Source organism: Kitasatospora sp. NPDC041917 (assembly GCF_055589745.1).
This window is the reverse complement of sequence record NZ_JBVJBI010000080.1, coordinates 1-12814: the sequence shown is the minus strand read 5'-3', so window position 1 is coordinate 12814 and position 12814 is coordinate 1. Positions and strand designations below refer to the sequence as shown.

The window sequence follows — 12814 nt, the reverse complement described above, 5'->3', positions numbered from 1 at the left end:
GGAGGCGTAGGAGGCGCCGCCGCCGCCGTGGACGTGCAGGTCGACGAAGCCGGGGACGACGGTGTACCCGGTCAGGTCGAGGTCGCCGGGTTCGGGGTCGCCGCCGAGGCCGGCGATGCGCTCGCCCTCGACGGCGAGGCGGTCGCCGTCGACGACGCCGCCGGGCAGGACCAGCCGGGCGCCGGCCAGAGCGATGCGGTCCGCCACGCTCACGTTGTCTCTCCATAACTGCTTGAAATTGCTTGAATGGTCCAAAGTGTAGTCAGTTGTAAACGTGATGGTCGAGGCGACGTCAGACGCCCCGGTGGAACGCCGCGTGCCGACCGATGGTCCGGCCCGCCGACACCCGTTGCCACCTCGGCGTGGGACGGACCGCCAGGGTGGCGGAGGTGGCCCGCCCGCTCCGGCCCGAGGGCGGGTTCGTCGCCGATGTGACCCCGCGCGGCAGCAGGGTGCTCATTTCTGATTGAAATGCGCGACTCATTGACATGAGCGAGCATAGCCGGTGCAATCCGTGTGCAGGTCTCGCTCTGCCCTGCCCCTGACCCCCGACCCGAGAGGGACCCCCATGCCTCCATCGAGCGGCACCGTCAGAAGTCGGCTGACCCGCGCGGTCAGCCGCGTCCTCCGCCATCGCCCCCTGCCCGCCGCCGTGGTGGTGGCCGTCCTGTCCACGGTCCTGGTCGGCGTGGCTCCCGGTGCGACGGCCGCATCGAGCACCGCCGGCCGGATCACCCGCTTCAGCCATACCGGTGCGACCGCGACCATCGCCACATCCTCCGGCGCGGCGGTGCGGGTGGTGTTCGTCCGCGCAGACATCTTCCGGATCCAGCTCGCGCCCGACGGCAGGTTCACCGACCCGGCGGGCGCCGACATCGCCCTGAACACCTCGTTCGGCACCCCCACCGTCCACACCGCCGACCGCGGTGCCTCCTACGAGATCGCCACCGGCTCGGTCACCCTGCGGGCCGCCAAGAAGTCGCTGGCCTTCGCCGCCTACCGGCCCGACGGCACGCTCCTGTGGCAGGAGTCCTCGCCGACCTCCTGGACCGGTTCCCAGACCACCCAGCACCTCGCCCGCGGCGCGACCGAGCAGTTCTACGGCACGGGCCTGCGACTGGGCCCGTGGGCACTGCGGGACATGACGGTGCCGATCTCGGTCGACAACACCTGGAAGCGGAACACCAACGCCAGCCCGGCGCCGTTCTACATGTCCTCCAACGGCTACGGCGTGCTGCGCAACACCTGGGCACCCGGCTCGTACGCGTTCACCGACCCGGTCGCCACGACCGAGAACGAGAACCGCTTCGACGCGTACTACTTCGTCGCCGACTCGCTCAAGGGCGTGCTGGGCGCCTACACCGACGTGACCGGCAAGCCGTTCCTGGCCCCGATGTGGGGACTCGAACTGGGCAACGCCGACTGCTTCAACGCCTCCAACCCCGCCTACAACGGCGACCACACCCGGGCCCGCCACCAGACCACGCCCGACGTGGTCGGTTACGCGCGGGACGCCCGGAACGCGGACATGCCCTCCGGCTGGATCCTGCCCAACGACGGCTACGGCTGCGGCTACACCGACCTCAAGCAGACCGTCGGCGACCTCCAGGGGCTCGGCTTCCACACCGGCCTGTGGACCTCGACCGGCCTGAGCGACATCGCCACCGAGGTCGGCGCGGACGGTTCGCGCGGCGTCAAGACCGACGTGGCCTGGATCGGCGGCGGCTACAAGTACGCCTTCGACGGGGTCAACCAGGCCGTGGCCGGGATCGAGAAGAACTCGGACGCCCGCCGCTTCGTGTGGACCGTCGACGGCTGGGCCGGCACCCAGCGCAACGCCGTCGTCTGGACCGGCGACACCAACGGCGACTGGCCCACCATGGACTGGACCGTCCCCGCGGTCGTCGGCGCCGGCCTGTCCGGCCTCAACTACGCCTCCGGCGACGTGGACGGCATCTTCGGCGGCAGCCCGGAGACCTACACCCGCGACCTCCAGTGGAAGGCCTTCACCCCGGCGTTCATGACGATGTCCGGCTGGGGCGCCACCAACCCGCAGGCGGGCTACCAGGACAAGCAGCCCTGGCGGTTCTCCGAGCCGTACCTGTCCGCCAACCGCAAGGCCCTGCAGACCAAGATGCGGCTGATGCCGTACATGTACACCATGAGCCAGGCCGCCAGCACCACCGGTGTGCCCTCGACCCGCGCCCTGGTGCTCGAATACCCGAACGACCCGGTGGCGCAGGGCAACGCGACCTCCGGCGAGTTCATGGCCGGCGACTCCTTCCTGGTCGCGCCGATGACCTCCAGCGGTACCACCCGGGACGGCATCTACCTGCCCGCCGGGACGTGGACCGACTACTGGACCGGCAAGGTCTACCAGGGCCCGACCACGCTCAACGGCTACGCCGCGCCGCTCGACGAGACGCCGGTGTTCGTCAAGGGCGGCGGCATCGTCCCGATGTGGCCGCAGATGAACTACTCCGGCGAGAAGCCGGTCTCCACGCTCACCTACGACCTGTACCCGGCCGGGAAGTCGCAGTTCGGCCTGTACGAGGACGACGGCGCGACGCGCGCCTACCAGAGCGGTGCCTCGGCGAGGCAGCAGGTCACCGTGGACGCGCCGAACTCCGGCACCGGTACCGTCACCGTGAACGTCGGTGCGAGCGTGGGCTCCTACGCCGGCAAGCCGGACAGCCGCGGCTACGAGCTCAACGTCCACCTCGCCGGCGCGCCCACCACCGTGTCCCTCGGCTCCACGTCGCTGGCCCAGGTCTCCTCCAAGGCGGCGTACGACGCCGCGGAGACCGGCTGGTACTTCGACCCCGCCGACCGGGGCGGCGTCCTGTGGGTCAAGGCCGGCAACCGGTCCGGGGCGTTCACCGTCACCCTGGCCGGCGCCACCCTGCCCACTCCCGCCACCGACGCCGGCGGCTCGCCCGTCCTGGACAGGACCACCTGGAAGCTGATCTCCGCGGACAGCCAGGAGACCTCCGCCGAGAACAGTGCCGCCGCCAACGCCATCGACGGCGACACCGGCACCATCTGGCACACCGCCTGGTCCTCCGGCACCCCGGCCCCGCTGCCGCACGAGATCCGGATCGACCTCGGCGCCCGCTACGCCGTCGACTCCTTCCGCTACCTGCCCCGCCAGGACGGCGGCGCCAACGGTCGCATCGGACAGTACGAGGTCTACGTGTCCGACTCGCCCACGTCCTGGGGCACCCCGGCGGCCACCGGCACCTGGGCGGACACCGCGTCACCGAAGACGACGTCCTTCCCCGCCGTGTCCGGCCGGTACCTGAGGCTCCGCGCCCTGAGCGAAGCCGGCGACCGCGGCCCGTGGACCAGTGCCGCGGAACTCGGCGCGACCGGAGTACCGGCGCCGTAGGCGCCCCACTCCGTGCGCGGGCGCACCGGATCCACGGTGCGCCCGCGCACGGCTGCCGTCCGGCGGTCCGGCGGCCCCTTCGGGCCCGCACGCTTTTCGGCTGCGGCCTCCCTCTCGCGGCTCCGCCCGTGCGCACAATTGATCAGTGCATGGCATGCCGAGCGGTTTCGCGCGTTCCGCCGTCACCTCGGCTGACGAGCGGCGATGCCGGAAACCGCGGAGTCCGGGCGGCAGGTTCAGGCCGGAGCTACACTCCGTTCATGCTCAAAGCTGATCGCGCCGCCCGGATCCTGTCCCATGTCGCCACGGCCGGGAGTGTCGATGTGCACGCACTGGCCGAACTGCTCGGAGTCTCGGGCGCGACCGTACGCCGAGACCTCCAGGAGCTGCACGACCAGGGACTGCTGCACCGCACCCGCGGCGGGGCGGTGACCGGGGCGGTCAACCTCGAACTCCCGCTCCGGCACCGCAGCGGAAAGCAGCAGGAGGAGAAGCGCAGGATCGCCCGCCTCGCGGCCGAACTCGTCCCGGAGGCCGCCGTGGTGGGCCTCACCGGCGGCACCACCACCACCGAACTCGCCCGCATCCTGGCAGAACGCGGTGGAATGACCGTGGTGACCAACGCCGTGAACATCGCGGCGGAGCTGATCGTGCGCCCCGAGGTCCGGCTGGTGGTGATCGGCGGCATCGCCCGCTCGGCCAGCTACGAACTGGTCGGGCCCGCGGCCGACCGGATGCTCTCCCAGTACCACGTCGACATCGCCTTCATCGGTGTCGACGGCCTGACCGCCCAGGAGGGCTGCACCACCCACGACGAGATGGAGGCGCAGACCGACCGCGCTTTCCTGCGTTGCAGCACCCGGTCGATCGTCCTCGCCGACAGCACCAAGATCGGCCGGGTCACCTTCGCCTCGATCTGCCCGCTCTCGGACGTGCACGAGCTGGTGACCGACGACGGCCTCACGGACGCCCAGGAGAAGGCCGTCGCGGACTGTGGCGTGAAGGTGCACCGGGCCTGACCCGGATCTCACGGAGCCCCACCGGACCGGGGCCACTGCGCCCGGGCACGCTGGCTCATGTGCTTCTGCTTCTTGAACGCGGTGACCCTGGCCCGAGGATTGCCGTTGGCCGGGCGTGGCGGCAGAGCGTGCGGGGCGGTGCGCGAGGCACGTCAGAACCAGCCGGCGAGGACACGCTCAAGACGACATACCGTCCGCATCCAGTGGGGTAGTCGACCCTGATCCGCCCGAACCACCCCGTCTGGCCAGGGGCGATGCACGACGGGCCGCGACGGCCGGCCGGAAGGACCCTGCTGAAGGGTCGACAGATTACCGTTACTCGCGGTGACGCAGGCAGTGTCGGGGCCTGGGGACCATTAGGGGACCGGTTTGGGACCGCGCCTGGTGAGCGCCCATGAGCGCCCATGAGCCCCCATGGGCGCTGGGGTCAAGGGGTCGCAGGTTCAAATCCTGTCGTCCCGACCAGCGTTTTCGCAGGTCGGAATGAGTCGCTGAGGACCGAAGGCGTCGAGGGCTGTGTCGGCGAAGGGGCGGAGGTCGTTGATGTGCCGGTGGCCGCGACCTGGTCGATCACGCCGGCCAAGCGGGGGTTACGGAACCTCGTGACGGCGGTTCGTGGAGCCGGACAACGCAGTCCACAGGGCTGCCCACCGCGCCGGACAGGGCGTCGGTGGACAGCCGGCGGACCGCAGGGCCGCTGTTCAGCGGTGCAGGGGTTCGGCCAGTCGTCCCAGCAGGCCCGCGATCAGGGCTGTCTGCGCGGGGACCGTGTCGGGGTAGATGAACTCGCCCTGGGCATGGGCGCCGTCGCCGACCGCACCCATGCCGCACAGTACCGGCAGGCCGAGGGCGGCGACGAAGTTGGCGTCGCTGGCGCCGCCGACGGCGGCGGCGGGCAGTCCGTCGCGGCCCTGTTCGCGGGCGACTTCGCGGGCGAGGCCGAGGAGCGGGGCGGAGGCGGCGTTGAGGGTCATCGGGGGCCGGTTCCAGGCGTGGTCGATGTCGATCCGGACGCGCGGGTCGCTGACCTTGATGGCCTCCAGCTCCGTGTCCACGCGCTCCCGTTCGGCCTCGCTGCTGACCCGGATGTCGACGCTCGCCGTGGCCTGCCCGGCGACGACGTTGGCGGCGGAGCCGCCCGTGATGAGCCCGGGGTTGATCGTCGTGCCCCTGTCGGGGGCGGCGACGGCGGCGGCGGCGACCACGAACTCGGACAGCGCGGTGATGGCGCTGGCCCCGTCCTCGGGCGCGAGCCCGGCGTGCGCCTCGACGCCGCTGGCGGTGACGCGGAAGGTCCCGTTGCCCTTGCGGGCGGTCTTGACCGCGCCGTGCGCGCTCGGCTCCAGCACCAGCGTCACGTCGGCGTGGTGCGCGACCTCCTCGATCACCGGGCGCGAGGACCGGGAGCCGACCTCCTCGTCGCCGTTGAAGACGAAGGTGACCGTGGGCACCGGGACGCCGTACTCCCGGGCGAGCTTGAGGGCCCAGATGCCCTGGGCCAGGCCGGTCTTCATGTCGAAGATGCCCGGCCCGCTGAGCCTCTCCCGGCCGTCCGAGTCGGACGGCGCCCAGCCGGCGAGGGTGCCGGTGGGCCACACGGTGTCGTAGTGGCCGACCAGTGCGACGTGCCCGGGGCCGGTGCCGGGGTAGGTCAGGGTGAGGGTGTCTCCGCGCTCGCCACCGCGGTGGCGGTGCTCCTCGCCGGGCAGCCCGAGCCGGTGGACGGCCAGATCGTGCAGGAGGTCCCGACCGGCCGCCAGGCCGGCCAGGTCGTAGCTGCTGGTTTCCTGGCCGACGAGGGTCATGATGTCGGTGACGATCTCCGAGGAGACCTCGTGGGCGCGGTCGGTGAGGGCAACTGTGGCGGGGTTCATGATCGACTTTCTCGTGCGGACGGATCGGGTCGAAACGGTGGACGGGCGGCTCAGCCGATGCCGAAGGGGATGCCGAGCAGGTACCAGGCGAGGAAGAAGGCGACCCAGGCGACCCAGGCGACGGCGGCCACCGGGAGGGTGAAGGAGGCGAGGGTGCCGATGCCGGCGTCCTTGCGGTACTGCCGCAGGTAGGCGACGGCCATCATGAAGAACGGGCTCATCGGCGTGATGCACTTGGTGACCGAGTCGGCGACCCGGTACATGGCCTGGGTGGCCTCCGGGTGGACGCCGACGAGCATCAGCATCGGCACCAGGACCGGGGCGACCAGCGCCCACAGTGCGGAGCCGCTGGTGACCAGCAGGTTCATCACCGCGATCAGCACGGCCACACCGAGCAGCACGAGCCAGCCGCTGAGATGCAGGTCGCGCAGGGTCTCGGCGCCCTTGACGGCGAGGATGTCGCCCAGCTTCGTCCACTTGAAGTAGGCGAGGAACTGGGACATCGCGAAGAACAGGACGATGGTCGGTGCCATCGACTTGGTGCCGTCGGCCATCGCGGCCATCACGTCGGGGGTGCCGCGGAAGGTGCCGGCGAGTCGGCCGTAGATCCAGCCGATCACGGCGAAGAACACCCCGAGGACCATCGCCATGCCGCTGAACACCGGCGAGTCGAGGATGCCGCCGTGGTCGCCGCGCAGCGGCGAGTGGGTCGGGATCATCGCCGCGACCAGGAGCGCGGCGAGGCCCAGCGCGACCAGTCCGGCCCCGCGCAGCGCGCTGCGCTGCCGCGCGGTCGCCTCGATCTGCTGTGCCTCCGCCTTCTCGGCGATCGGCGCGGCGGCCACCGGCTCGTCGGGCTCCAGGTCCGAGCGCCGCACGAGGACCGTCTCGACGACGACCGTGATCACGAACGCCATGAGGACGGACGACGCGAGCCCGAACCAGTAGTTCGACACCGGGGTCACCACCGCGTGCGGGTCGATGACGTGGGTGGCGGCCGTGGACATCGACGACAGCAGCACATCGGTCGTGGTGAGGACCGGGGAGGCGTTGAAGCCCGCGGAGACCGACACGTAGGCGACGACGCAGCCGAGGACCGGACTGCGGCCGGCGGCCCGGTACAGCGCCGCGCCGAGCGGGATCAGGGTCACGTACGCGGCGTCGCCGGCGACGTGGCTGACCATCGCGGTCAGCGCCAGCGCGAAGGTCAGGTAGCGGCCCGACGCCCGCGCGACCAGGCGCCGTAGAAGTGTCTCGAACAGTCCGCTCTTCTCGGCGACGACGATGCCGAACATCACGATGAGGACCGTCGACAGCGGCGGGAAGTTCGCGAAGTTCTCGACGGCGTGTCCGACGACGAGGTTGAACCCGTCCGCGCTGAGCAGGCTCTGCACCTCGATGGTCTTGTGCGTCCCCGGGAGCACGGCGCCGACGTGCTCGGCGGCCAGGACGGCGCTGAGTACGGCGACGACCGCCGTGAGGCCCCAGAACAGCCAGAACGGGTCGGGCAGCCGGTTGCCGGCCTTCTCGATCGCCGCCATCGCGCGGTTCATGGCGCGCATGGATGGCGAGCCGGGCTCGGTCTCCCGCGACTCGGTCGTGGTGGCACTCATGGCTACCCTTTCGGCACTGCTGAGGGACGTTTTCGCAAACAATGGCATCCAAGTGAGAGATTTGCTAGATCTTCTCTGTCACGATGGGATCAACTGGCAGTCTAAGGTACGGAAACATGACTGGGCCTCTCCTCGACGAGCTCGACCGGCGCCTGATCGGGGCGCTGCACGTAGCCCCCCGGGCCACCTGGGACGACATCGGCGCGATCCTGTCCGCCGACGCCGGCACCCTCAAACGCCGCTACGACCGGCTGCACAAGGCCCGCATGGTGCGCGTGGTCGGCCAGGCCGACTGGGGCCTGCACTCCACGGCGATGCCGGTCCACGTCTTCCTGGACACCACCGGCGAAACCCCGCTGGCGGTCCTGGAGCGGCTCCGTGACCTCCCCCACGTCCAGCGGCTGGCGCAGATCTCCGGCGACTACCCCCTCTACGCCGTGATTCACGCCCCGTCCGAGGCGGCCACCAGCGAGGCGATCGACCGGCTTTTCTCGATCCCCGGTGTCCGCCGCGTCAACGCCCTGCCCGCGCTCAGCACCCTGCGCCGGGGCGCCACCTGGGACCCGCAGTTCCTCACCGACGCCGAGCGCGCCGGCCTGCTGGAACTCGCCGGGGCCGGCCCGGAGGGCACGGCGACGGCCAACCCGCCCGCCAAGCCCCTCAGTGATGCCGAGCGCAGCGTCGTCACGCAACTGATCCAGGACGGCCGGGCCTCCGCCGCGAGCATCGCCCGCGCCGCCGCCCTGCCCACCTCCACCGCACACCGGGTGGTGCGCCGGGTCCTGGACGAGCGCTGGGTCAAACCGCGCCTGGAGATCGTGTCGGAATGGCTCGGCTTCCGGACCCCGTTCATGCTCCGCCTGCGGGTCGCCCCCGGCGGGACCCCCGAGGTCATGCGGCGCCTCGACCAGCTGCCCCAGACCCGCCTCGCCGTACACGTCGCCAGCGACCTGTCCGTCCTGTGCACCGGCCTGGTCACCGACCGCTCCGCCCTGGCGGCCTTCATCGACGAGGAGCTCGCCGAGATCCCGGGCATCCTGGCGGTCAGCGTCTACGTGACGCTCGCCGAACCGCGCCGCTACTGGCTGGACCGGGACCTCGCCTCCGGCGCCCTCGGCACCTTCCACGCGCCCACGCTGCTCTGAACGGGCCTTCGGGGGCGGGTCGTCCGGGGATTCCCGTATTTCCTTCCGTCGGCCTGATTCCCGCTGACCGTCGTCCCCTCCCGCCCGGAGCCTCCGCGAGCGCAACCCGCCTGTCGCTCGCGGGGCTTGAGACTGTAGTACCCATCATGAAAAGCACGAGCGGCGTCGGCGTGCTCGACAAGGCCACCTCGATCCTCGGCGCCTTGGAGGCCGGCCCCGCCGGCCTGGCCGGACTGGTCGCCGCCGCCGGCCCGGCCCTGACCCACCTGCGTGATGTCACCGGTGGGAGCGCTCAGCTCTCCCGCCGCCAGGGCGAGAATCGCATCTGCGCGGCCGCCGCCGAGCGGCTCTCCGGCCTTCGCGGCGCTGTCCCCGTCGGCACGACCCTGCCCATGAAAGCCGGCGCTGCCGCGCAGATCCTGCTCGCGTGGGAGGAGGCCGAGCGCCTCCACCGTGGCCTGCAGGGCGCCCGCTTCACCGGCACCGCGCTCAGCGGCGTGCGGCGCCGCGGCTGGGCCCGGTCCATCGGCGAACGCGAGAAGATCAATTGTCGGACAGGCCTTATGAGCCACCGGGCGGGTACGAGAGTCTCCGTACCGGCCCGGCGGGATGGAGGGCGGGTCGCTCAGGCGAGAGGTGCCAGGACTGGGAGTTCGCGCTGCTGGGCGCCTTGGCCGTCGCGGTCGCGCCGGTGGCGATCCCCGTGCTGTCGAGGGCCAGGCCGGTCTGGGGGGAGCTGCTCTGGATGTGCCGCGGTCTCCGGGGCGGCGGGCAGCGGTGGTGCACGACGACGCGCGATCGGTGTCAACCGCCGCTCGTGTCGTCGTCGTTCGCTGTCGATCGGCTCCGGTCGGCCCCATGCCCGATCGACCGGGCCTCCGCCCCCATCGACAGGCGCCGCTGGCGCTCATCCAGATGCGGCATGATCGCCTCGAACTTGGCCTGAAGCAAAGTCTGTTGCCCTCGCGATGTCCTCATGGCACACCAACGAGCCAGAACCCCGGAAGCTACAGGTTACTTCTCTGCAAGCCCTGAGCCAGGGTCCCCGGCCACAGGCCGCCTCCGTTCGAGCGCTGAGCCGGTGGCCCGTCGAGCTCCGAGGAGCGCGACGGGCCACCGAGCCGACCGTGCCAGGAGGTGACGGTCCTGCCTAGAGGTGGCCGGCCGCTGCGGGGCTACCGGTCAGCGCCAGGGTGCTGTCCAGTTGCTGCCAGGTTCCGGACGGTCCGGTGCCGATCCGGTACCACTGCCACAGGGTGTTGTCGGTGGCGCGGGCGTAGAGGTTGACCCGGGTGCCCACCTGTGTCGCGGTCGGGGCACCGACGACGGCGCGGCCGAGGTCGTACCAGGAGGGCGACCAGCCGCCTGCGGCGGTCCAGCTGAGCTGGCCGACACTGTTGTTGGGCGCCAGAGCGGCGAACACCTCGATCTGGCCGGGGCCGCCGCTGACCGCTGTCGGCGACGAGGAGAGCGTGCCGCCGTGGCTGGTCCAGCCCGTCCACTCACCGTTGACGTAGCTCTTCTGCCACAGCGCGTTGTCGGTGCCGCGGGCGAAGACGTCGATCCGGTTGAGCGAGGCCACCGCCGTGGGGGCGCCGACGATGGTGGTCGAGTCGGGTGCGTCCAGGTACGCCCAACTGCTGGTCCAGTTGACGCCGTAGTAGTAGGCCGGAAGGTCGTTCGCGCCGGGCGTCTGCTGGAAGGTCTTCTGGTACACCTTGCCGTCGGCGTCGCGGATGAACACGTCGATGCGGTCACGTCCGAGGCTCGCCGCGGTGGGGCTGGCGGTGAGGGTGCCGCCGAGGCTGGTCCAGCTGCCCCAGGCGCCGTTCTTGTAGGTGTTCTGCCACAGCGCGTTGTCCGCGCCCCGGACGAACACGTCGGTGCCGCCCGGGCTGGAGACGACGGCGGGCTCGCCCTTGATCGATCCGGGGCCGGTGGAGCCGGCGGTGCCCAGCGCCAGGGTCTGCCAGGCCGACCAGGTGCTGCCGTTCCAGGTCTTCTGGCTCACGCCCGACGCGGTCGGAACGAGGACCGTCTCCGGCTTCTGTTCGGTGGCGCCGGTGAGCTTGAGCATCACGGACTGGTGGGGGGCCAGGGTGAAGTTCTGCGAGCCGGTCGAGCTGACGGTGCCCAGGCTCGCGCCGGTGTAGAGGTTCTGCACCGAGGCGGTGCCGTTCAGGCCGAGGTTCTGCGTGGTGAACGAGTAGTGCTGAGAGGTGCTGCTGCGGTTCACCAGCAGGACGGCCCGGGTGCCGGAGGCCGCAAGCTGCTTGGACCAGACCTGGACGCTGCCGTTGTCCAGGACCTTCTGCCCCTGGTGGACGGCGCTGTCCTGGTCGACGGCGATCACGGACTCGTTGCCGACGATGGCCGCGGTCGCCGCGGTCAGGTTGGGGGTGTCGGTGGCCAGCACGAGCGGCGCGCCCTGGATGGCCCACATCCCGAAGTAGGACTGCTGCTCGTCCGGGGTGAGACCCCAGAGGGGGCCGGACGTGCCGTGGGTCTGCTGCTGCCCGGTGCTCGGGTTGTTGCCGAAGCCGGGCCCGATCAGCAGGTAGTCCGGGTCGTTGTACTGGCCAGCGGCTTCGCTGCTGGGGTGGTCGTTCAGGTTGAAACTCTCGGAGACCTGAGCCCAGTTGATCCACGTCGAGCCGCCGTTGGACGTCGTCCCGTAGCCGGCGTTGCCGGTGATGTCGCGCCCGTTGCGCCAGGTGCGGGCCGCCGAACCACCCCACATCCACGGGCCGTCCGGAGCGCCCGAGCCCCACTCGCAGATCTCCAGCGCCAGGGGGTGCGCCACCCCGGTGGAGGTCTTCGCGTTGGCCGTCAGGCCGCCCCAGGCCTTGTAGTCCGCCATGACCGTGCTGTAGCCGGACGGGATGCCGCCGCAGTGGTCGACCTTCACCCAGTCGAAGTCCCAGTCCGCGAACGTGGTCACGTCCTTGGCCTCGTTGCCGCCGCTGCCGTGCTGGCCACCGCAGCCGGCGGCACCGGTGTCGGTGTACATGCCCGCCTGCAGGCCGAGGGCGTGCACGTAGTCGGTGAGGTCCTTCATGGTGTTCAACGCGCGCGTGGGGACGGTGGTGCCGTTGGACAGCGTGACCGCCTTGGTCCGGGCGCCGGTCAGGAAGCCGGGCCTGGGGACCATGACGCCGTTGGCGTCGCGCCCGGTGCCGCTCTGGGTCCACCAGCCGCCGTCGAGGCTGACGCCACGGTAGCCGAGGTCGGCGAGGCTCTTGTGCAGGCCGGAGCCGTTGAGCCCGAGGTTCGCGTTGGGCGTCGCGAGTCCGGCCGCCTGGTCGGCGATGTCCTGTGCGGAGTAGTCGTTGTTGTAGAAGTACCAGGAGTTCCAGCCCATCGGCGGCGCCGTTGTGCCGTTCGCGCCGGGCGGGACCACCGCCTCGGCAGGGGTCGGGGTGCTGACGGCCGTCACCGTCAGTGTTCCGGTGACGATCATCGTGGCACTCAGCGCCGTGGCGAGGCGCCGCCGGCGCGGGCGGGCGGGCGGCGCGGACGGCTGCGCGGAACCGACCGCCGTCGGGTCCGGACGGCCCGACGGTGCGGAAGCGAGGGACATCGAGAGCTCCAAGGTGGGGAGATCGCGCGGGGTGGGGGAGGTGGGCGATGGTGCTGTGGGCCCGCCCTTCGGACGAAGGGCGGGCCGGTTCGGGGGCTACGCGGGCAGTCCGACCGCCCGCTCGCGGTTGCGGCGCTGCTGGATGACGACGGCGGCGACCAGCAGGGAGCCCTGGGCGACGTTCTGCCAGAAGGC

The 12814-nt window shown here is 71.3% G+C and carries 6 protein-coding genes and 2 pseudogenes; 4 read left to right on the top strand and 4 right to left on the bottom strand.

The annotated features are described in order from the left end of the window. Nucleotides 1-213: pseudogene (locus ACZ6EM_RS39895) on the bottom strand (N-acetylglucosamine-6-phosphate deacetylase); the annotation flags it as partial. A 355-nt stretch (nucleotides 214-568) separates the two neighbouring features. Between ACZ6EM_RS39895 and ACZ6EM_RS39890 the strand changes: the two are divergent. Further along, nucleotides 569-3388 carry a TIM-barrel domain-containing protein gene (locus ACZ6EM_RS39890; protein WP_465774621.1) on the top strand — a complete coding sequence of 940 codons (2820 nt, stop codon included), beginning with the start codon at nucleotides 569-571 and terminating at the stop codon, nucleotides 3386-3388. A gap of 260 nt (nucleotides 3389-3648) precedes the next feature. Beyond that, entirely contained in the window at nucleotides 3649-4407 is a 759-nt protein-coding gene (locus tag ACZ6EM_RS39885; RefSeq protein ID WP_401046183.1) for a DeoR/GlpR family DNA-binding transcription regulator, read from the top strand. Nucleotides 4408-5108: 701 nt separating this feature from the next. On the opposite strand, the gene ACZ6EM_RS39880 is transcribed toward ACZ6EM_RS39885, so the two are convergent. Both ACZ6EM_RS39880 and ACZ6EM_RS39875 read right to left on the bottom strand, forming a co-directional pair. Continuing rightward, the gene (locus tag ACZ6EM_RS39880; RefSeq protein WP_401046185.1) at nucleotides 5109-6281 is read right to left on the bottom strand and encodes a M20 family metallopeptidase; all 1173 of its coding nucleotides are present in this window, start codon (nucleotides 6279-6281) and stop codon (nucleotides 5109-5111) included. Between the two features lie 50 nt (nucleotides 6282-6331). Beyond that, the gene (locus tag ACZ6EM_RS39875) at nucleotides 6332-7894 is read right to left on the bottom strand and encodes an AbgT family transporter (RefSeq protein ID WP_465774620.1); all 1563 of its coding nucleotides are present in this window, start codon (nucleotides 7892-7894) and stop codon (nucleotides 6332-6334) included. A gap of 116 nt (nucleotides 7895-8010) precedes the next feature. Here ACZ6EM_RS39875 and ACZ6EM_RS39870 point away from each other — a divergent pair, with 116 nt between their 5' ends. Together ACZ6EM_RS39870 and ACZ6EM_RS39865 are read left to right on the top strand one after the other, a co-directional pair. Further along, nucleotides 8011-9039, top strand: a complete 1029-nt coding sequence (locus tag ACZ6EM_RS39870) for an Lrp/AsnC ligand binding domain-containing protein (RefSeq protein WP_465774619.1) — start codon at nucleotides 8011-8013, stop codon at nucleotides 9037-9039. A gap of 146 nt (nucleotides 9040-9185) precedes the next feature. After that, nucleotides 9186-9671 (top strand): annotated as a pseudogene (locus tag ACZ6EM_RS39865) (IclR family transcriptional regulator domain-containing protein); the annotation flags it as partial. Nucleotides 9672-10189: 518 nt separating this feature from the next. On the opposite strand, the gene ACZ6EM_RS39860 reads toward ACZ6EM_RS39865, so the two are convergent. Further along, a complete protein-coding gene (locus tag ACZ6EM_RS39860; RefSeq protein ID WP_401046193.1) occupies nucleotides 10190-12619 on the bottom strand; it encodes a DUF8189 domain-containing protein in 2430 nt (809 codons plus the stop codon). Between the last annotated feature and the right edge of the window lie 195 nt (nucleotides 12620-12814).